This is a genomic window from Trujillonella endophytica (assembly GCF_900110555.1).
Classification (GTDB): domain Bacteria; phylum Actinomycetota; class Actinomycetes; order Mycobacteriales; family Geodermatophilaceae; genus Trujillonella; species Trujillonella endophytica.
Window position 1 is genome coordinate 18390 of the sequence record NZ_FOEE01000002.1, and the last position, 19628, is coordinate 38017.

The 19628-nt window shown below is 72.9% G+C and carries 19 protein-coding genes; 1 reads left to right on the forward strand and 18 read right to left on the reverse strand.

The window, feature by feature from the left end; all coding sequences use genetic code 11:
* Window positions 1–21: 21 nt before the first annotated feature.
* The 18 genes from BMY88_RS03065 to BMY88_RS03150 all read right to left on the reverse strand — a co-directional run bounded on the left by BMY88_RS03065 (window position 22) and on the right by BMY88_RS03150 (window position 18441).
* Window positions 22–777, reverse strand: a complete 756-nt coding sequence (locus tag BMY88_RS03065) for an enoyl-CoA hydratase/isomerase family protein (RefSeq protein ID WP_091940099.1) — start codon at window positions 775–777, stop codon at window positions 22–24.
* Window positions 774–1556: an enoyl-CoA hydratase/isomerase family protein gene (locus BMY88_RS03070; protein ID WP_091940101.1), complete on the reverse strand. Its 783-nt coding sequence runs from the start codon at window positions 1554–1556 to the stop codon at window positions 774–776. Before BMY88_RS03070 ends, BMY88_RS03065 begins: the two co-directional genes overlap by 4 nt.
* Window positions 1553–2398 carry an amidohydrolase family protein gene (locus BMY88_RS03075; protein ID WP_211435464.1) on the reverse strand — a complete coding sequence of 282 codons (846 nt, stop codon included), beginning with the start codon at window positions 2396–2398 and terminating at the stop codon, window positions 1553–1555. Before BMY88_RS03075 ends, BMY88_RS03070 begins: the two co-directional genes overlap by 4 nt.
* Before the next feature lie 16 nt (window positions 2399–2414).
* Window positions 2415–3200: an SDR family NAD(P)-dependent oxidoreductase gene (locus BMY88_RS03080; RefSeq protein WP_091940105.1), complete on the reverse strand. Its 786-nt coding sequence runs from the start codon at window positions 3198–3200 to the stop codon at window positions 2415–2417.
* The gene (locus tag BMY88_RS03085) at window positions 3197–4426 is read right to left on the reverse strand and encodes a CaiB/BaiF CoA transferase family protein (RefSeq protein WP_091940809.1); all 1230 of its coding nucleotides are present in this window, start codon (window positions 4424–4426) and stop codon (window positions 3197–3199) included. Before BMY88_RS03085 ends, BMY88_RS03080 begins: the two co-directional genes overlap by 4 nt.
* Window positions 4427–4482: 56 nt before the next feature.
* Window positions 4483–5949 carry an aldehyde dehydrogenase family protein gene (locus BMY88_RS03090; protein WP_091940107.1) on the reverse strand — a complete coding sequence of 489 codons (1467 nt, stop codon included), beginning with the start codon at window positions 5947–5949 and terminating at the stop codon, window positions 4483–4485.
* Between the two features lie 2 nt (window positions 5950–5951).
* Window positions 5952–6494 (reverse strand): MaoC family dehydratase, encoded by a 543-nt coding sequence (locus BMY88_RS03095; protein ID WP_091940109.1) that lies wholly within the window; start codon window positions 6492–6494, stop codon window positions 5952–5954.
* A gap of 2 nt (window positions 6495–6496) precedes the next feature.
* Window positions 6497–7453, reverse strand: a complete 957-nt coding sequence (locus BMY88_RS03100) for an HpcH/HpaI aldolase/citrate lyase family protein (protein ID WP_091940111.1) — start codon at window positions 7451–7453, stop codon at window positions 6497–6499.
* A 15-nt stretch (window positions 7454–7468) separates the two neighbouring features.
* Window positions 7469–8635: an acyl-CoA dehydrogenase family protein gene (locus BMY88_RS03105; protein ID WP_091940113.1), complete on the reverse strand. Its 1167-nt coding sequence runs from the start codon at window positions 8633–8635 to the stop codon at window positions 7469–7471.
* A 10-nt stretch (window positions 8636–8645) separates the two neighbouring features.
* Window positions 8646–10298, reverse strand: a complete 1653-nt coding sequence (locus BMY88_RS03110; RefSeq protein WP_091940115.1) for an AMP-binding protein — start codon at window positions 10296–10298, stop codon at window positions 8646–8648.
* A 209-nt stretch (window positions 10299–10507) separates the two neighbouring features.
* Complete coding sequence (locus BMY88_RS03115) at window positions 10508–11224, reverse strand: ABC transporter ATP-binding protein (RefSeq protein WP_091940117.1); 717 nt, start codon at window positions 11222–11224, stop codon at window positions 10508–10510.
* Window positions 11208–12014, reverse strand: a complete 807-nt coding sequence (locus tag BMY88_RS03120; protein ID WP_091940119.1) for an ABC transporter ATP-binding protein — start codon at window positions 12012–12014, stop codon at window positions 11208–11210. The genes BMY88_RS03115 and BMY88_RS03120 overlap by 17 nt, the downstream gene beginning before the upstream one ends.
* Window positions 12011–12967 (reverse strand): branched-chain amino acid ABC transporter permease, encoded by a 957-nt coding sequence (locus BMY88_RS03125; protein ID WP_091940121.1) that lies wholly within the window; start codon window positions 12965–12967, stop codon window positions 12011–12013. The genes BMY88_RS03120 and BMY88_RS03125 overlap by 4 nt, the downstream gene beginning before the upstream one ends.
* Complete coding sequence (locus BMY88_RS03130) at window positions 12964–13854, reverse strand: branched-chain amino acid ABC transporter permease (protein WP_091940123.1); 891 nt, start codon at window positions 13852–13854, stop codon at window positions 12964–12966. The genes BMY88_RS03125 and BMY88_RS03130 overlap by 4 nt, the downstream gene beginning before the upstream one ends.
* Window positions 13855–13922: 68 nt before the next feature.
* Entirely contained in the window at window positions 13923–15131 is a 1209-nt protein-coding gene (locus BMY88_RS03135; RefSeq protein ID WP_091940125.1) for an ABC transporter substrate-binding protein, read from the reverse strand.
* Between the two features lie 236 nt (window positions 15132–15367).
* Entirely contained in the window at window positions 15368–16837 is a 1470-nt protein-coding gene (locus BMY88_RS03140; protein WP_091940127.1) for an aldehyde dehydrogenase, read from the reverse strand.
* Window positions 16838–16867: 30 nt separating this feature from the next.
* Window positions 16868–17311 (reverse strand): nuclear transport factor 2 family protein, encoded by a 444-nt coding sequence (locus BMY88_RS03145; RefSeq protein ID WP_091940129.1) that lies wholly within the window; start codon window positions 17309–17311, stop codon window positions 16868–16870.
* A gap of 8 nt (window positions 17312–17319) precedes the next feature.
* A complete protein-coding gene (locus BMY88_RS03150; RefSeq protein WP_091940131.1) occupies window positions 17320–18441 on the reverse strand; it encodes an NDMA-dependent alcohol dehydrogenase in 1122 nt (373 codons plus the stop codon).
* A gap of 244 nt (window positions 18442–18685) precedes the next feature.
* Between BMY88_RS03150 and BMY88_RS03155 the strand changes: the two genes are divergently transcribed.
* Window positions 18686–19627: an alpha/beta hydrolase gene (locus BMY88_RS03155; protein ID WP_091940133.1), complete on the forward strand. Its 942-nt coding sequence runs from the start codon at window positions 18686–18688 to the stop codon at window positions 19625–19627.
* Window position 19628 lies beyond the last annotated feature (1 nt).

Consider the following 19628-nt stretch of genomic DNA (forward strand, 5'->3'; position numbering starts at 1 on the left):
GGTCCGCCCGGCCGGGCGAGGTCAGAGCGCCCGGCGGGCGCCGAACGCCCGCGCCGCCGCCCGGTGCTCCTCGGACGCGAACAGCAGCGCCGTCGCCTCCGTGGACTCGGCGACGCCGGCCCGGGAGTCCCGGTTCAGGAAGGCCTTCGCCACCTGGACCGCCAGCGGGGAGTGCGCGGCCATCTCGGCGGCGAGGGCGACCGCGGCGGCGAGCAGCTCCCCGTCGGGGTGCACCTCCTGCACCAGCCCCAGGCGCTCGGCGCGGGCGGCGTCGATCTCCCGCCCGGTGAACGCCAGCAGCCGGGTCGCGTTGCGGCCCAGCACCTGCGGCCCGCGGACGATGCCGTACGTGGGCATGAGTCCCATCGTCGGCTCCTTGAGGGCGAACCGCGCCGACTCCGCCGCGAGGACGACGTCGCAGGCCAGCACGAGTTCCGTGCCGCCGCCGAAGGCGAGGCCGTTGACCGCCGCGACCACCGGCACGGCGCAGTGCTCCACCGCCGTGAACGCGTCGACCACCCGGCGCAGGTGCGGGCGGACCCGCGCCACGTCGCCGTCGAGCTCCAGGAAGGTGGCGACGTCGCCGCCGGCGGAGAAGGCGCGCCCCTCCCCCGTGAGGACGGCGGCGCGCACCCCGTCGTCCTGGCCGAGCGCGCGCATCACCGCGGTGAGTTCGGCGAAGAACTGCTCGTCCATCGCGTTGAGCTTCTCGGGCCGGTCGATGGTCAGCAGCGCCACGCCCGGCGCCGGTTCGCTGCGGCGGATCCGGGGGGTCACGCGTCCGGCGGCGGGAACTGCGGGCGGCGCTTGTCGAGGAACGCCTGCGCCCCCTCGGCCATGTCCGGGCTGCCGATCGCCTGCACCAACATGCCGAGGCCGGTGGTGAAGGAGTCGCGGGCGGCGTTCCACCAGACGTTCGAGCTCACCTTGGCGATCTCGAGGTATCGCGGCGAGAGCCGGGAGATTTCCTCGACGAGCTCGTCGACGGCGGCCACCAGCTGGTCGTCGGGCACGACCCGGTTGACCAGGCCGAGCTCGAGCGCCTGCGCGGCGGAGTAGCGCCGGCACAGGAAGGCCATCTCCTTGGCCCGCTTCTCGCCGATCTGCACGCCGAGCACGTTGGTGGCCCCGGTGACCGGGGCGCTGCCGACCCGCGGGCCGGTCTGCCCGAAGGTGGCCGACTCGGCGGCGACGGCCAGGTCGCAGGCGATGACGAGCTCGTTGCCGCCGCCGGCGGCCGGCCCGTTGACCGCGGCGATCACCGGGCGGGGGTGGGTGCGGATGGCGTCGAACATGCGCAGCGACCCGCGGTACAGCCCGCGCATCGCGGTCACGTCCGGTTCCGCGAGGCCGGTCAGTGCCCCGCCGGCGCAGAAGCTCCCGGGCACCCCGGTGATCACGACGGCCCGGCTGCGGGTGCTGCCCTCCAGCGCCTCGACGACGGCCTCGGCCATGACCGGGTCGTAGGCGTTGCGCCGGTCGGGCCGGTTCAGCGTGATCCAGGTGGCGTCGCCGCGCTGGTCGACCAGGACGTCCGATCCGGGGGCGTCGCTCACGGCGCCTGCTCCACCGGGCCGGGGGCCGGCACGTCGGGGTCGATGCCCATGAGGCGGGCGAAGTTGCCGCCGAGGATGCCCTCGGTCGCCTCGTCGGACAGCCCGAGCGCCTTGACCGCCGCGATCTCCTTCGCCGGGTCGGCCATGGGCCAGTCCGAGCCGAACACGATCCGGTCGGCGCCGTGCTTGGAGATGATCTCGCGGACCCGCTCGGGTGCCAGCGTCGCCAGCGTGGGCGGCCAGGAGGTCTCGAGGTGGACGTTCTCCCCGAGCAGGTCTGCCTCGGCCTCGTCCAGCTTGTGGTAGCCGCCGAAGTGGCAGGCGATCATCTTCAGGTCCGGGAACTGCCGGACGATGTCGCGGATCATCCCGGGGGTCGCGCGCTCGTTGCTCTCCCGGTCACCGCCCGCGCCGACGTGGGCGATGACCGCGATCCCGTCGGCGGCCAAGCCCTCGAGGATGTCCCAGACCCGCGGGTCGGAGTAGGCGAAGCCCTGGAACAGCGAGTGGAGCTTGACGCCGCGGATGTCGTTGCGGCGCAGGCTGGCCAGGTTCTCCTCGACCGGGAGGTCGGGATGGATGGTGCCGAAGCCGAACAGGGACCCGCCGCGGCTGCGGCCGACGAAGCGGTTGGTCCCGTCGACGTACTTGGCGGTGTCGGCGATGCCGAGCAGCACGCCGCGGTCGACGCCGGAGGCGGCCAGCACGCCGGGCAGGGTGGAGATCTTGCCGTCCCCCACCCGCGGGAGCTGGGGCACGCGGGGGCCGAGCGCGCGCTCGGCGAGCGCGTCGGGCCAGGCGTGGCAGTGCACGTCGATGATCACTGTGCTCGTCCGATCCACACTGAAGGGGCTCCGATCAGGGCTGGCCACCGTCGACGGTGAGCACCGCGCCGGTGGTGAAGGAGGACCAGTCGCTCGCCAGGTACAGCGCCGCCCCGACGATCTCGTGCGGCTCGCCGCCGCGCTTCATGGCGAACGTCGCCGACCGCTTCGCGAACGCCTCCATGTCCCACGCCGCGCTCACGTCGGTGAAGAAGGTGCCGCACATGATGCCGTTCACCCGGACCGACGGCCCGAAGGCGTGGGCCAGCCCGACGGTGACGGCGTTCAGGCCGGCCTTGGCCGCGGCGTAGGGCACGATGTCGGCCCGCGGGCGGACGGCGCCGGTGCTGCTGATGTTGATGATCGAGCCGCCTTCACCGGCGGCCATCCGGGTGCCGACCAGCGCCGCGAGCCGGAACGGGCCCTTGAGGTTGACCCCGAGCACCTTGTCGAACAGCGTCTCGCTGACGTCGGCGACGCTGTCGTAGACCGGCGACATCCCGGCGTTGTTCACCAGGACGTCGACCCGGCCGAGCTCGCCGTAGACGGTGTCGACGAACTCGTCGAGCGCGTCCCACCGGCCGACGTGCGCCGCCAGCGGCAGCGCGCGGCGCCCGGTCTGCTCGCGCACCTCGGCGGCGGTCTTCTCGCAGCTGGCGAGGTCGCGGCTGGCGACGACGACGTCCGCGCCGGCGGCCGCGAGGCCGAACACCATCTCCCGGCCCAGGCCCCGGCTGCCGCCGGTGACGACGGCGACCTTGCCCGAGAGGTCGACGGCAGGACCCGGCCGGTTCGACGGGGCGTCCCCGGCGCCGGTCACGCCGCCGGGACCGGCGTCGGGCCGACGACCGCCGCCCCGGCCAGGGCCTCGAGCTCCGCGCGCGGGAGGGCGAGCAGGTCGGTCAGCGCCGACTCGGTGTGCTCCCCGATCGAGGGGACGCCGTCGTAGACGGGGCCGGCGTAGCTGCCCATGTGCAGCACCGGGCCCGGCACCAGCGCCTTGCCGAGCACGGTGCCGGCCAGGTCGACCAGCGTGCGCTCGCGGAAGTGCGGGTCCTCGACGATGTCCTTCGCGTCGTTGACGGCGGCCGCCACGACCTCGTGCTCGTCGAGGTCGGCGAGCACCTCGGCGCGGGGCCGCTCGGCGACCCACGCCGCGACGATCTCCTGCAGCGCGTCGTTGTTGGCCATGCGGGCCACGTTGGTCGCGTAGCGCTCGTCGGCCTTGAGGTCGGCGCGGCCCATGGCGTCGAACAGCCGCAGCGCGATCGTCTGGTTCGACGCCGCGATCGACAGCCACTGCCCGTCGCCGGCCTGGTAGATGCCGCGCGGGGAGGCCGAGCCCGACCCGTTGCCCACCCGCTGCTGGATGAACCCGCTCGCGGTGTAGTTCACGATCAGGTCGCCGAGGATGAACATCAGCGGCTCGTACAGCGCCACGTCCACGACGTCGCCGCGGCCGGTGCGGGTGCGGTTGAACAGCGCGGTCGTCGTCCCGAAGGCGGCCGACAGCCCGGCGATCGAGTCGGCGAAGCCGAACGGCGGCGAGGTCGGCGGGGTCTCGGGCCAGCCGTTGATGAAGGCGTAGCCGCTGGCGGTCTCGGCGACGGTGCCGAAGCCGGGGCGCTCCCGGTAGGGCCCGGTCTGGCCGAAGCCGGAGACGCGGGTCAGCACCAGGCCGGGGTTGTCCGCCGACAGGACCTCGTAGCCCAGGCCCCAGTCCTCCAGCCGGCCCGGCCGGAAGGACTCGACGACGACGTCGACCTTCGCGGCGAGCCGGCGGACCAGGTCGCGGCCCTCTGTGCGGCGCAGGTCGATGCCGATGGACTCCTTGCCGGAGTTCAGCCGCGCGAAGCCGATGGACAGCCCCTCGTGCTGCGGCGTCCACTGGCGGGCGAAGTCGCCGGAGTTCGGGTCCTCCACCTTGACCACGCGCGCGCCGAAATCGCGCAGCATGCGCCCGGCGGTCGGCGCGGCGTACATCGTGCCCAGTTCCAGGACCGTGACCCCCGCCAGCGGCGGGGCCCCCTGTGTGCTGCCGGTCATGGCTCCCCCTCGGGTGGTCGGGTCGTTCGGATGGTCGGTGGTCGGGGCGGGCGAGGTCACGGCCGCCACTGCACGTGCTGGGGCTCGAGGTACTCGCGGATGCCCCACTCGCCGATCTCGCGGCCCACGCCGGAGAGGCCGAAGCCGCCGAAGGGCGCGTCGGGGCGCATGTTGCCGCCGCCGTTGACCCAGACGGTGCCCGACCGCAGCTGGGCGGCCAGGGCGCGGCCGTGCTCGACGTCGGGCGTGTAGATGTTGGCCGCCAGACCGTAGGCGGTGTCGTTGGCCAGCCGGACGGCCTCCTCCTCGGTCGAGAAGGGGACGACGACGCCGACGGGGCCGAACACCTCGTTCTGCACCAGCCGGTTGTCGTGGGAGAGGCCGGTGAAGACGACGGGGTTGATGAAGTAGCCCTGGTCGGGCACCGGGCTGTCCAGCGACAGCGCGATGTGGCCGCCGTCGGCCAGGCCGTTGTCGATGAAGCCCTGGACCCGCGCGCGGTGGTCCTCGCGGATCATCGGGCCGATGTTGACGCTGCGGTCCCACGGGTCGCCGACCTTGAGCGCGGTGAACGCCTCCTTCGATGCGCCGAGGAAGTCGTCGACCAGGCTCTCGTGCACCAGCATCCGGGCGAGGGCCGCGCAGCCCTGTCCGCCGTTGCGGGCCCACCGCAGGTGGATGTCCTTGGCCAGCGCGGCGGCGTCGATGCCGGGCAGCAGGATGTTGGGCGACTTCCCGCCGAGCTCCAGCGTGACGCCCTTCAGGCCGCGGGCGGCCTGCTCCATGATCGCCGCGCCGACGGCGTCGGAGCCGGTGAACGACACCCGGTCGACCCACGGGTGCGTGGTGAGGTGCTGGCCGACCGAGGGGCCGTCGCCGATGACGACGTTGAGGACGCCGGCCGGGATGCCGGCCTCCTCGAACAGCTCGCCCATCCACAGCGTGGTCAGCGGGGTGCGCGGCGAGGGCAGCAGCACCGACGTGCAGCCGGCGGCCAGGGCGGCGCCGAACTTGAAGACGGCGAGGTTGATCGGATAGTTGTAGCCGGTGATGCAGGCCACGACCCCGGCCGGCCGGTAGGCCACCTCGGAGTAGCTCAGCACGGGGTCGTGCCACTCCCCCAGCTGCACGGTGCGGTCGACCAGCGCCGCCTCGGCCTGCCAGCGCAGGTGGGCGATGCCGAGCTTGACCTGCATGACCTCGGCGAACGCGGCCGGCGTGCCGACCTCGTTGACGATCGAGGCGGTCAGCCGCTCGGTGTGCTTCTCGAAGGTGTCGGCCAGCCGGTGGATGGCGGCGCTGCGCTCCTGCGGGGAGGCGGCGGCCCAGGCCGGGAAGGCCTTCCGGGCGGCGGCGACGGCCTGGTCGACCTGCTCGATGCTCGCCGTGGCGACGGTGGCGTGCACCTGCCCCGTGGCCGGGTTGAGGCCCTCGATGGTGGGGCCCTCGCCCGGCACGAGCCGGCCGTCGATCAGCAGGTCCCGCGTGGTGGGGACCCAGTTCCGCAGGTCGGTGTCGCTCATGCTCACTGCTCCTCGTTCGCGGCGGGCGCGGGGGCGGCCGGGGCCGCCGGCTCGCCGGTCTGGTTGCCCGGGACGACGGGGTTGCTGCCGCCGTGCTCGGGTGACTTGGCCATCAGGCCGACGCGGGTGCAGACCATGATCAGCTCGTCGTGCTGGTTGTAGCCCCGGTGCTCGAACCAGACGATGCCGCTGTCGGTGCGGCTCCTGCTCTCCCGCTTGTCCAGGATCGTGGTCTCCCCGCGGAGGGTGTCCCCGTGGAAGACCGGGTGCGGGAACTTCACCGAGTCATAGCCCAGGTTGCCCAGTGTCGTGCCGAACGTCAGTTCCAGCACGTGGAAGCCGCCGACGAGCGCCAGGGTGAACAGGCTGTTGAACAGCGGCCGCCCGTGGATGGTGCCCTTGGCGAACTCGTGGTCCAGGTGCAGCGGCTGGGTGTTCATCGTCAGCGACGTGAACAGCACGTTGTCGGACTCGGTGACGGTGCGGGTGAACGGGTGCCGGTAGACCCGCCCCACCTCGAACTCCTCGAAGTACAGGCCGCGCATGGTCAGTGCCCCCCTTCCGGTGCGTCGATGCCGAGCCGGTCGGCCGGGGACGGCCGGTCGCACGCCGCGGAGTCGTCCGCGGCACCCGGCGTCGCCCGCGCGTGCTCCAGCCATTCGGCCGCGGTGTCGGCGTGCGCCTTGTCGATGTGCACGCCCCGGTAGCGGACGGCGCCGTGGCCGGCCGCTGCGGCCTGCTCGTAGGCCGCGACCAGGCCCTCGTGGAACTCGATCTCGTCGGCCGTCGGGGAGAACGCCCCGTTGACGGTGGCGACGTGCGAGGGGTGGATGGCGATCATCCCGCGGAAGCCGAGCTGGCGGCCCTTCTCGGCGAAGGCCTTCAGGCCGGCGAGGTCGTCCAGCCGCTCCCACAGGCCGGTCAGCGGATGGATCCCCGCCTCCCGGCAGGCCAGCAGGATCCGGCTGCGCAGGTACAGCGTCTCCTCGCCCTCCGGCGTCCACCGGTAGCCGACGGCGCGGGCGATGTCGGCGTGCTCGGCGGTGGGCCCGATCATGGCGCCGACCCGCGGCGAGGCCTGGGCGATCTCCCGGGCGTTCTGGATCGCCCCGATCATCTCGACCGGCACGATGTACTCCAGGCCGGAGACGCCGTTGCGCTCCTCGAAGTGGTCGAGCAGGGCGTCGTAGCGCAGCACGTCGGTGGCCACGCTGATCTTCGGGGCGAAGACGCCGGTCAGGCCCGGCACGACGACGGCCTCCAGGTCGCCCCCGGTCAGGCGGGTGTCCAGGGGGTTGACCCGGACGAACAGGCCGACCCGGGTGTCCTTCGCGCGCACGGCGGCGATGGACCCGGCGACCGTCGCCCGGGCGCCGGCCTTGAGGTCGGCGGGGACGGAGTCCTCGAGGTCGAGGACGATGCAGTCGGCGCCGGCGGCCAGCGCCTTGTCGATCCACGCGGGCTTGTGGCCGGGGACGAACAGGATCGAGCGGTACGGGACCATCGGTGCTTTCCCCCGTCAGTAGCTGCGCGGCAGGCCGAGGACGTGCTCGGCGGTGTAGTTGAGGACCATCTCCTGGCTGATCGGGGCGATCCGCATCAGCCGCGCCTCGCGGAAGTACCGCTCGACGTGGAACTCCTTGCCGTAGCCGAACCCGCCGTGCACCTGCAGCGCGACGTCGGCGGCGTAGAAGCCGGCCTCGGCGCAGAGGAACTTGGCGGCGTTGGCCTCCCGGCCGCAGGGCAGCCCGCGGTCGACCAGCCAGGCGGCCTTCTGCACGACCTGCTCGGCGGCATCGAGCCGGATCTGTGCCTCGGCCAGCTGGAAGCTGATGCCCTGGTTCATCCCGATCGGGCGGCCGAAGACCTCGCGCTGCTTGGCGTACTCGGTGCCGCGGCGCAGGGCCGCCTTCCCGATGCCCAGCGCCGCGTTGGCGCTGATGACCCGCTCGGCGTTCAGCCCGCCGAGGATCGTGCGGAAGCCGTTGCCCGGTTCGCCCACGACGTCGGAGTCGGGGACGAAGAGCTCGTCGATGAACAGCTCGTTGGTGTCGACGGCGTTGCGGCCCATCTTGGGGATCGGCCGGATCTGCACCTTCTCGCGGTCGATCGGGGCGAACAGCAGCGTCATGCCCGCCGTCCGCCTCGCGCCGGCCTCGCGCGGCTCGGTGCGGCACAGCAGGAGCATCCGCTGCGACTCCTGCGCCTTGGTGATCCACACCTTCTTGCCGGTGACGAGGTACCCGCCGTCGACCTTGCGGGCGAAGGTGGAGATGTTGGTGGTGTCGGTGCCGGCGTCGGGCTCGGTGACGGCGAAGGACACGTGCAGCTCACCGCTGGCCGCCTGCGGCAGGAAACGCCGCTTCAGCTCCTCCGAGCCGTGCTCGATGATCGGGTGGTAGCCGAAGATCCCGATGTGGACGGCGCTGCAGCCGCCCATGCCGGCGCCGGAGGCGGCGATCTCCTGCTCGACGATGGCCGCCTCGGTGACGCCGAGACCGCCGCCGCCGTACTCCTCGGGGATGGTCAGGCCGAGCCAGCCGGCCTTCTGCACCGCCGCGTAGAACTCCCAGGGGAACTCGTGCGAGGTGTCGTGCTCCATCCAGTACTCGTCGGGGAAGTCCCGGCACATGGCCCGCACGGCCTCGCGAATGTCCCGGTGGACGGCGTCCTCGGTGTAGTCCATGGTGGCGTCCTCAGCGGGTGGCGGCCGCGGTGGCCAGCCGGTCGGCGGTGTCGGGGGTGATGCCCTGCTCGCGCAGCTGCACCTTCTGCACCTTCTCCGAGGGCGTCTTCGGGATCGCGTCGACGAGGCGGATGAACCGCGGGATCGCGAAGTTGGGCACCCGCCCCTCGCACCACTGCCACAGGTCGGCGGCCTCGACCGGGGCACTGGCGACGACGTAGGCCATGACCTCGTCCTCCCCGGCCTCGGAGTCGGCGGGGACGCCGATGACGGCGACCTCGAGGACGGCGGGGTGCGAGAGGATCCCCTGCTCGACCTCGTAGGAGCTGATGTTCTCCCCGCGGCGGCGGAGCGCGTCCTTGTACCGGTCGACGAAGTAGAACCAGCCGTCGGCGTCCTTCTTCAGCGCGTCGCCGGTGTGGAACCACAGGTTGCGCCACGCCTCGGCGGTCTTGTCCGGCATGCCGAAGTAGCCCATCGAGCAGGTCCACGGGTGCTTCGGGCGGACGACGAGCTCGCCGACCTCGCCGACCGGGACCTCGCGGTCGGTCTCGGGATCGACCAGCCGGACGTCGAACCAGTCGGTGGCCTGGAGGCCGGCGGCGCCGGCGGGGCGGTCCTCGCCGTAGGGCGACAGGATCGGCGCGCTGGTCTCGGTGAGCCCGAAGACCTCGGTGAAGGCCTCGATGCCGTACCGCTGCTTGAACTCCTCGACGATGGAGCTGGCGGTGGGGGCGGCGAAGACGGTGCGGAGCCCGTTGTCGGCGTCGTCGGCCTTGGCCGGCTGCTTCCAGATGAAGTCCATCATCACGCCGATGAGGTTGGTCGCCGTGACCCCGGAGACCCGCAGGTGCTCCACCCAGCGGCTGGCGCTGAACTTCGGCCGGCAGACCAGCCGGGCGCCGGCGATGAGCGCCGGGTACGCCGCCATGAACTGCGCGTTGCCGTGGAACAGGGGCGTGCAGGTGAGGTACACGTCGTCGGCGGTCAGCCGCTGGAGGCTGACGACCTCCTGGCCGAAGAAGTACATCTGCGCGTGCGGCATGGCCACGCCCTTGGAGGGGCCGGTCGTGCCGGACGTGAAGAAGATCGACGCCTGCGCGTGCGGCGGCGGGGTGGGGAACTCGGCGCCGGGGCGCGCGCCGCGGGCGAGCTCCTCCCACGGCGCGGCCTGCCAGCCGGCGCCGGTCAGGGTCGCGATCGCCTCGTCCCGGCTGCCGCTGTCGATCACCCAGAACTTCTCGATCACCTTCGCCGGCTCGGCCACCGCGAGGAACTTCGCCGCCTGCACGTCGTCGATGACCGCCCAGCGCGGGGCGGCGACGGTCATCTGGTGCTCGAGGAAGACGCCCTCGTAGGCGGTGTTGATCGGCACCTCGATGGTGCCGCCGATGCCGGTGCCCAGCCAGGTGCGCAGGAACTGCGAGGAGTTGGCCGCCATGACCAGCACCCGGTCACCGCCCTGCGCGCCCGCCTCGGCCAGCCGGTCGGCGACCGACTCCGCCTGGGCCAGCGACTCGGCGTAGGTGAAGGTCAGGTCCTCCTCGGGCAGATCCAGGAAGGTGGCCTCCGGTCGCCGCTGCGCGTGATGGCGCAGCACCGTCGCGAGCGTCCAGTCCCCCTGGTCCGCGAAGGCGGGCACCAGGTCCGTATAGGTCCGCATGACTCCCCTGCCGACGTCGTCGTCCGTACCGCAATAGCTAATCATGATTAGGGTTGGTTTTCCAGAGGCCCCGGCCCGGGATCGCCCCGGACGCAGGCGGGGCGGCCGACTCCCGGTCGACCGCCCCCCTCCGCGCAACTCCGCGCTTCTGCACCCGCGCAACTCCGCACTTCTGCACCCGCGCAACTCCGCGCTTCTGCCCGGTCAGGTCACTCGACGAGCGCGGCCTCGCCCAGGAACGCGCGCAGGACCGAGGCGTTGGACCGGGCCTGCTCGGCCGGCCCGGTGAACACGACCTCGCCCCGGGCCATGGCGACCACGTCGTCGGCGATCTCCAGCCCGAGGTCCGGGTTCTGCTCCACGAGCAGCACCGCGATCCCCGACTCGGCCATCCGGCGGACCGCGCCGAGCACCGACTCGACCATGGTGGGCGCCAGGCCCATCGAGGGCTCGTCGAGCATCATCGCCCGCGGTGAGGACATCAGCGCCCGCCCGAAGGCCAGCATCTGCTGCTCGCCCCCGGACAGGAGGCCGGCCTGGCCCGCCCGGCGCTGCTCGAGGATCGGGAACATCCCGAAGACCTCCTTCAGCACCGCGTCGGCCGCCTGCCGCTTGGCCGAGTACCCGCCGAGGACGAGGTTCTCCTCGACGGTGAGCGGGGCGAACACCCGCCGCCCCTCCGGGACGAGCACCATCCCGCGCCGCACGATCTCGTGCGGTTTGCGGTTGGTCACGTCCTGGCCGTCGAGCTCCACCCGCCCGGCGTGCGACCGCACCAGCCCTGCCGCGGCGCGCAGGGTGCTCGACTTGCCGGCGCCGTTGGCGCCGAGCACCAGGGTCACCCGCCCGGGCGTCGCCGACATCGACACGCCCCGGACCGCCTCGGCGGTCGCGTAGCGCACGTGCAGGTCACTGATCTGCAGCACGGTTCCACCTCTTCCCCAGGTAGGCCTCCTGCACGGTGGGATCGCGCACCACGTCGCCCGGGGCCCCCTCGGCGACGTGCCGCCCCTGGTTCATCGCCAGCAACCGGTCACAGGTGTCGACCATCATCTGCACGTCGTGCTCGACGAGGAGCTGGGTCAGCCCCTCGTCGCGCAGCCGCCGCAGCAGCGCGGCGACCTCGATCCGCTCGGGCTGGTTCATGCCGGCGGTGGGCTCGTCGAGCATGAGGACCCGCGGCCGGCCGGCCAGCGCCCGGGCGATCTCCACCCGGCGGGCCGTCCCGTAGGACAGCTCCCCCGGCCGCAGGTCCAGGACGTCGCCGACGCCGGTGCGCTCGATGGCCTCGGCGACCGGCGCCGACACCGCGCGCCGGACCAGCTCCCGCCACCGCGAGGCCCGGTCCAGGCGCAGGTCGGCGCCCAGCTGGACGTTCTCCAGGACGGTGAGGTCGGGCAGCAGCCGCACGGTCTGGAACGTGCGGGCGATGCCGCGGTGGGCCAGCCGGGACGCCGGTGTGCGCGAGTAGTCGCCGCCGTCGAGCAGCACCCGCCCCCGCGTCAGCGGGACCAGCCGGGTGATCGCCCCGAGCAGCGTGCTCTTGCCCGACCCGTTGGGCCCGAGGATGCCGAGGATCCGACCGGACTCCAGGGTCAGGTCGATGCCGTCCACGGCCTTGATGCCGCCGTAGTGCACCGCCACGTCGACGGTCTGCAGCACCGTCGTCCCGACGGGCGGCGCCGCCGTCGCGCCGGGGTGCTCGGTCGTGGTCACGGTCGGACCTCCGTCGTCGGGGCCGCGAGGGCGGCGAGTTCCTTCTCGGGGTCCACCGCCGCGGCGGCCTGGGTCTGCGCCACGGCCCCCTCGGCCGGCAGCCGCCGGCCGCGCCGCCGCATCCGGCGCCAGCCCTCCTGCAGCAGCCCGAGCAGGCCGCCCGGCACGTAGACCGCCGCGATCGCGACGACGATCCCGTAGACCAGCAGCTGCCACTCCCCGACGAACTGCAGGATCGACGGCAGCCAGGTGAAGATGACCGCCCCGATGGCGGCGCCGGCCCAGGACATCGCCCCGCCGACGATGATGATCGTCAGCGCGGTCACGACCAGGTGGAAGCCGACCGTCTCCGGCGAGACCGTCGTCCGCAGCAGCGTGTTCATGCCGCCGGCGCACGCGCCCAGCGCGCCGCTGACGACGAACACCCGCCGCCGCACCCGGACGACGTCGACACCCAGGGACACCGCGAGCTGGGGGTCCTCCCGCACGGCGTCGACCCTGCGCCCGAACGACCCGCGTTCGGAGGCGGCCAGCAGCACCAGCACGACGACCGTGATCGCGATGACGTGCTCGGTGGTCAGCGTGCTGAGGGCGCCGAACAGGCCGGTCGCGCCGCCGGTGAGGTCGCCGCCGTTCGTGGCCAGCACGCCGAGGAACAGCGTGAAGGAGATCGTGGCCATGCCGAGGTAGAGCCCGGAGAGCCGGGCGACCAGCAGCGCCAGCAGGTAGCCGACGACCGCGGCGAGCAGCACGCCCGCGCCGATGGCCACGACCGGCGCGACCTGGGCACGGATGGTGAGGATCGCCGCGGTGTAGGCGCCGATCGCGTAGCTGCCGATGCCGGCGAAGGAGAAGACCCCGGCCCGCAGCGGCACCTGGATCGACAACGCCAGCAGCAGGCTGATGAACGTGGACTGGATGAGGATCTGGTTGGACAGCCACCAGGTGTTCACGTGCGGCGGACCTCCTGACGGCCGAAGAGCCCGTTCGGCCGGACGAGCAGCATGAGGAAGATGAGCGCGAAGGCGATCGCGGGGGTCCACGAGCCGTCGGTGTTGACCAGGACGACGGTCTCGACGCCGGCCAGGACCATGGCGCCGACCACGACGCCGGCGATGCTGCCGACCCCGCCGAGGATGATCGCGGCGAACGCCTTCAGCAGGAACGCGTCGCCGGACTCGGGGGCGATCGACCCCAGGTAGTAGGTGAGCAGCACGCCGGCCAGGCCCGCGAGGGCGCCGGCGACCGCCATGGTCAGCAGCGCCAGGCGGCGGCGGTCGACGCCCATCATCGTGGCGACCTCGGAGTCGACGCCGATCGCCCGCAGCGCCAGGCCCGGCCGGGCGGCCCGCAGCCACCAGCCGATGAGCCCCGCCAGGCCGAGTGCGGCCACGAGGATCACCAGCTGGATGTTCGACACCCGGACGAAGCCGAGGTCGTAGGTGGTCACCCGGAAGGTGCCGCCGGAGTAGCCGAACGGCACGCTCTTGGTGATCCGCTGGGCGATCGCCAGCGGGATGATCGCGATGCCGATACCGCCGACGATGATCTGCAGCTCGGCCTTGCGGTGGTCCCTGGCCCGCCGCTGGATCGGCTCGAACGCCAGCACCTGGATCAGGACCGACATCGCGGCCCCGATCAGCACGCCGAGGCCGATCATCGCCGGCATCGGCAGCGCCACCTCCTCGGACACGAGGTGGGCGGTGAACGCGGCGAACATGAAGATCGACCCGTGGGCGAAGTTCAGGATGCCGATCGTGCCCCAGGCCAGGCTCATGCCCAGCGCGAACAACAGGTAGAGCGAGCCCAGTGTGAGGGCGTTGAGGACGTCCTGCGCCATGTGTCAGCTCCTAGCGGTGGGACCGGTGCCGGCCGGGGGGTCCGGCCGGCACCGGCGTCCGACCTGGGTCAGTTCTCGCCCAGCTCGAACGGGACCTCGGCGGCGCCGTCCCAGCGGACGAGCACGCCGTCGACACGGGCGTCGTTGCCCTCGAAGGTGACCGACCCCTGGGCGCCCTCGAAGCCCTCGCCGGCCAGGTCGGTCATCGCCTGCTGCACCGCACCCCGGTCGGCGCTGTCGGCCTCGGCGATCGCGCGGGCCAGGAACCACATGGCGTCGTAGGCCTCGGCCGAGTAGTTCGTCGGGTCCTCGTCGTACTCCGCCCGGAACGCCTCGACGAAGGTCTGCGAGCTCTCGTCGGGCTGGCCGGCGTTGAAGTTGGCCGGCCACACGGCGCCCTCGGCGGTCTGCCCCGCGGAGGAGAGGTTGCCGGCGCCCATGGCGCTCATGCCGATGATCTCGCCCTCGAAGCCGGCCTGCCGCAGCTGCGTGATGGCCACGGGAGCCTGCGGGCCCTGCACCATGAGGAAGGCGGCGTCGGGGGCGTCGCCGGCGATCGACGACGCCTGGTTGGTGAAGTCCTGGGCGGTGGTCTCCACGCCGGAGGAGCTGATGACCTCGAAGCCGTGGTCCTCACCCATCGCGGGGATCGTGTCCTCGCCCAGCTGGACCAGCGTCGGGTTGCCGGTGTTGATCACGACCGCGGCCGTGGTGACGCCCTGCTGCTCCAGGTAGTCCCCGACGATGTCGAAGTAGGACTCGGCCGGCGGGGTCATCCGGAAGGTGAAGTCCCCGGTCAGGACGCCCTCGCTGCCCGCCTGGACGTAGACGACCGGGATCCCGGCCTGGTCGGCGATCGGCGAGACGGCGGTCGCCTGGGCGCTGGCCTCGGGGCCGATGATCGCGGAGAAGGACGGGTCGGCCGCGGCCTGGCCGGCGAAGCTCGCCGCCTCCTGCGCGCTGGCGGCGCTGTCCCGGGTGTCGAGCTCGATCGTGCTGTCGCCGAGGAGGCCGTCCTCCTCGATCTCCGCCAGCGCGAGGTCGATCCCCTGCTGCGCGGCGAGGCCGGCGAAGGAGACCGGACCGGTCAGCGCGCGGATGTTCATGATCTTGATCGTGTCCGGCAGGCCCTCGCCGCCGTCCCCGCCGCCGCCGCCGGAGCCCCCGCCGGAGCCGCCGTCGCCGGGAGAGCTGCATGCCGCCAGGCCCACTGCCAGCAGCAGGGCACCGGCCCCGCCGAGGGCCTTGCGCCGGCCGGTCGGGACATGTGTGTTCATCGACTCTCCAAAGTCTTGCAATCATGTGCAGGGTTTGACGACTGTAACTGTGCTCACAGATTCGGACAAGGGTCTTCGCGCACCGGCGTGGCCGCCGGTCGCGCGGTACGGGAACACCCCGGCGCGACCGCCGGGGGTCGGCCGGCGGGGGTCGGCCGGCGGCGCCCGGACGCACGACGGCTCCGGCCCCGCCGGGTGGCGGGGTCCGGAGCCGTCGTCGACACGGGCGGGGTGGATCAGATGCCCTGGATCACCTTGGTCTCGAGGAACGCGCCGATGCCCTCCAGGCCGCCCTCGCGGCCGAGCCCGGATTGCTTGAACCCGCCGAAGGGCTGGGTCACGCACATCCCCCAGTCGTTGACGTAGATCTGGCCGGTGCGCACCCGGCGGGCCACGGACTCCCCCAGCGCCGGATCCGCGGTGAAGACCGCGCCGGAGAGCCCGTAGGGGCTGTCGTTGGCGATCCGCACGGCGTCGTCGACCGTGTCGTAGGGGATGACCACGAGCACCGGACCGAAGATCTCCTCCTGGGCGATGCGCATCGAGTTGTCCACGTCGGCGAACAGGGTCGGCTGGACGTACCAGCCGCGGTCCAGCCCCTCGGGGCGGCCGCCGCCGGTGACCAGCCGCGCGCCCTCCTCGATCCCGGTGCGGATGTAGCCCTCGACCCGCTCGCGCTGCCGCTCGGCGGCCAGCGGGCCGACCAGCACGCCCTCCTCCCGGGGGTCGCCCACCCGCACGGACTCCATGACGCCCCGGACGGCCTCGACAACCTCCTCCTGCCGGTCCCGCGGGACCACCAGCCTGGTGAGCGCGGCGCAGACCTGGCCGGAGTTGCCGATGTTGGCGAACGTGACCGTCTGGGCCACCGCGGCCACGTCGGCGTCGGGCAGCACGATGGCCGCGGACTTGCCGCCGAGTTCCAGCGTCACCCGCGCGATGCGCTCGCCGCACAGCTGCATGACGCGTCGCCCGGCGACCGTGGACCCGGTGAAGGACACCTTGTCGACGTCGGGGTGGCGGACCAGGTGCTCGCCCACCTCGCGCCCGCCCGGCAGCACGCTGACCACGCCCTCGGGCAGCCCGGCGGCCTCCAGCGCCTCGGCCAGCACCAGCACCGACACCGGCCCCTCGGGCGCCGGCTTGAGGACGACGGTGCAGCCCGCCGCGAGCGCGGGAGCGATCTTCAGCGAGGCGGTCGCGACCGGCCCGTTCCACGGGATGATCACCGCGGCGACGCCGACCGGCTCGCGGACGACGGTGGCGATGGCGCCGTCGGGCAGCGCCCGCTGCTCCTCCAGCACGATCGTGCCGGCGAGGGTGGCGGCGTCGTCCCAGATGGCCGTGGCGTTGGCGTGGAACGCCTTGCTGATCATCTCCGGGGCACCGATCTCGGCGGTGAAGGACGCCTCCATCTCCGGGATGCGCCGGCCGACCTCCTCGGCGACGCGGCGCAGCGCGGCCGCCCGCTCCGCCGGGGCCATCCGGGGCCAGGGCCCCTCGTCGAAGGCGCGCCGGGCGGCGGCCACGGCGGCGTCCATGTCGGCCGGACCGGCGGCCGGGACGGTCGCGACGACCTCCTCGGTGATCGGTGACACCACCTCGATCACCTCGTCGGTGGCCGGGGGTACCCACCGGCCACCGACGAAGAGCTTGTCGAACGAGCGCACGCCGCTGTCGGCTCGCTCCTGCACGGCGTTGCTCATGCTGGTCCTCTCAGACACGGGTCCGCGGGTTCAGGCATCGAACCCGTCCATCTCGGGCGGGGTGAGGGCGGAGATGCGGCGGGAGGCGATGCGCCACCCGTCCGCGGTCCGCCGGTAGACGTCCTCGTTGAGCGCGATCGCCCGGAACGCCGCGCCGGTCTTCGTGTGCCCCTCGGAGAACACGTAGTTGGTGCCGCGGGCGGTCGCCCCGTCGTCGTCGAGGTCCACGACGTGGTTGGTGATGACGTGGAACTGGTCGGCGATGGCCGCGGCGTCGCGCTCGAAGAACGCGAGGATCGCCGCGCGCCCCTCCAGGCGCTCGAGGCCGACGGGCGAGGCGTCCCAGACGGCGTCGTCGGTGAAGGCCGACAGCGCCTCGGCGGGGTCGAAGCGGTCCAGCCCGCGGGCGTAGACGTGCGTGGCCCGCTGGATGTCGAGCAGGTCCGCGGTGCGCGAGTCGGTCGTGGTGGTCATCGCCGGCCTCAGTCGTCGTAGACGATGACGCCGCGGATGTTCTTGCCCGCGCGCATATCGGCGAAGGCCTCGTTGATGTCCTCGAGCTTGTAGGTCTTCGTGATCAGCTCGTCGAGCTTGAGCTCGCCCCGCTTGTAGAGGTCGGTCAGCAGCGGGACGTCGAGCCGGGACCGGGTGGAGCCGTAGAGGGTGCCCTGCAGCCGCTTGCCCGACATCGCGAAGGTGAACAGGTCGAACTCCACCTGCCGCTGCAGCACGGGCGCCGCCGAGGTGAGCACGATGACCCCGCCGCGACGGGTGAGCTGGTTGGCCTGCTCGACGATCTCCGGACCCGCGACGCCGACCGTGATGAGGACGCGGTCGGCACCCTGGCCGTCGGTCATCTGCGCGATCAGCTCCATCGCCGCGGCGAAGTCGGCCACCGCATGGGTGGCGCCGAAGTCCTTGGCGACGTCGCGCTTGGAGGCCACCGGGTCGACCACGACGATGTTCTTGGCCCCGCGGTGCCGCGCCCCCTGGACGGCGTTCATGCCGACGCCGCCGACCCCGAGGACGACGACCGTGTCGTTCAGCTCGATCTCCGCCGCGTACACCGCCGACCCCCAGCCGGTGGGCACGCCGCAGCCGATCAGCGAGGCCGGCATCAGCGGCATGTCCGCGTCGATCTTCACGACGCTGTCGAGCGGGGCGACGACGTACGGCGCGAACGTCCCCAGGTAGCTGAACGGGCCCACACCCTGGCCGCGGGCGTGGATGCGGTGGGTGCCGTCCGGCGCGAAGCCCCCGAGGACCCCGCCGCCCATCACGCACATCTGGGAGACCCCCGCGGCGCACATGCGGCACTTGCCGCACGAGGGCAGGAAGGACAGGACGACGTGGTCGCCGACCTCGACGTCGGTCACGTCCGGCCCGACCTCGACGACCACGCCCGCGCCCTCGTGCCCGCCGAGGATCGGCCCCCAGCCCAGCGGGATGTCGCCGGTGTCGACGTGGTCATCGCTGTGGCAGATGCCCGACGAGGCCAGCTTGACCAGCACCTCACGGCTCTTGGGCGGGTCGAGCTCGATCTCCTCGACGCTCCATCCCGAGCGGGTCCCCGGCTCCCACAGCACTGCTCCGACGGTCTTCACGCGTGCTCCCTCGCGTCGAACCCCGCCGGTCCAGGCCGGCGGGTGCGGTCCGGCGGGACGTCGTCGTCCCGGCCGGCGTGCTGTGACGGTAGGCACAGCCCCGCGCGACCCGCCAGGGTCTCTGCGCATGTTTCGCAGTTTTTGTGTCGGCTTGCATCCGAGCGCATCGTCCGCCTACTTTTTTGTGGTCTGGCTCACACTTCCCGGCGGGCCACCGGCGGGCTCCCGGCGGAGGGCGAACCCCTTGGCACTCGACGACGCGACGACGGCGCTGCTCACCCAGCTGGCCGAGAGCGGCACCAAGCCGCTGCACGAGATGACCCCGCAGGAGGCCCGCGGCCTGACCGCCGCCCTGGGCGAGCTGTACGGCCCCGGCCCGGAGATGGCGCGGGTGGAGGACGTCGCGGCCCCCTCGCCGGACGGTCCGGACGTCCCGCTGCGCCTGCTCGTGCCCCGGGGCGAGGTGCGCGGCGTCGTCGTCTACCTGCACGGCGGCGGCTGGGTGATCGGCGCGCTGGACGAGTTCGAGACCCTCGGCCGGACGCTGGCCGAGCGGACCCGCTGCGCCGTCGTCATGGTCGACTACCGGCTGGCGCCGGAGCATCCCTTCCCGGCCGCGGTGGACGACTCGTGGACGGCTTTGCGGTGGGTCGACGAGCACCGGGAGCAGCTGGCCGGTGCCCGCGTTCCGCTCGTCGTCGCCGGCGACAGCGCCGGGGGGAACCTGGCCGCGATCCTCACGCAGCGGGCCCGCGCGGCGGGTGGCCCGGCGATCGCCCTGCAGGTCCTCGCCTATCCGGTGACCGACTGCGACCTGGACAACGCCAGCTACCGCGACCCGGCCAACCAGCTCCTGCTCAGCCGCGACTCGATGGTGTGGTTCTGGGACCTCTACGCGCCCGACCCCGACCAGCGGCGGCTCCCGGACGCCTGCCCCGCAAGGGCGGCGGACCTCGGCGGGCTGCCGCCCGCGGTCGTGCTCCTGGCCGAGCACGACGTGCTGCGCCAGGAGGGCCAGGCGTACGCCGACGCGCTGGCCCGGGCCGGCGTGCCGGTGCAGGCGCGGGTCTTCGAGGGCCAGATGCACGGCTTCTTCACCATGGTCAACGTCCTGCCGGGCAGCGCCGCGGGGATCGACCACGTCGCCGCCGCGGTCGATCGGGAGCTGACCGCCCGACCCGCGTGAT

What these genes read in the sequence shown, in the direction of transcription:
- BMY88_RS03110 (WP_091940115.1), bottom strand. Translation starts at nt 10,298, where the DNA reads ATGCGGACCTATACGGACCTGGTGCCCGCCTTCGCGGACCAGGGGGAC.
- BMY88_RS03145 (WP_091940129.1), bottom strand. Translation starts at nt 17,311, where the DNA reads ATGACCACCACGACCGACTCGCGCACCGCGGACCTGCTCGACATCCAG.
- BMY88_RS03105 (WP_091940113.1), bottom strand. Translation starts at nt 8,635, where the DNA reads ATGGACTACACCGAGGACGCCGTCCACCGGGACATTCGCGAGGCCGTG.
- BMY88_RS03085 (WP_091940809.1), bottom strand. Translation starts at nt 4,426, where the DNA reads ATGACCGGCAGCACACAGGGGGCCCCGCCGCTGGCGGGGGTCACGGTC.
- BMY88_RS03135 (WP_091940125.1), bottom strand. Translation starts at nt 15,131, where the DNA reads ATGAACACACATGTCCCGACCGGCCGGCGCAAGGCCCTCGGCGGGGCC.
- BMY88_RS03140 (WP_091940127.1), bottom strand. Translation starts at nt 16,837, where the DNA reads ATGAGCAACGCCGTGCAGGAGCGAGCCGACAGCGGCGTGCGCTCGTTC.
- BMY88_RS03130 (WP_091940123.1), bottom strand. Translation starts at nt 13,854, where the DNA reads ATGGCGCAGGACGTCCTCAACGCCCTCACACTGGGCTCGCTCTACCTG.
- BMY88_RS03095 (WP_091940109.1), bottom strand. Translation starts at nt 6,494, where the DNA reads ATGCGCGGCCTGTACTTCGAGGAGTTCGAGGTGGGGCGGGTCTACCGG.
- BMY88_RS03100 (WP_091940111.1), bottom strand. Translation starts at nt 7,453, where the DNA reads ATGGTCCCGTACCGCTCGATCCTGTTCGTCCCCGGCCACAAGCCCGCG.
- BMY88_RS03090 (WP_091940107.1), bottom strand. Translation starts at nt 5,949, where the DNA reads ATGAGCGACACCGACCTGCGGAACTGGGTCCCCACCACGCGGGACCTG.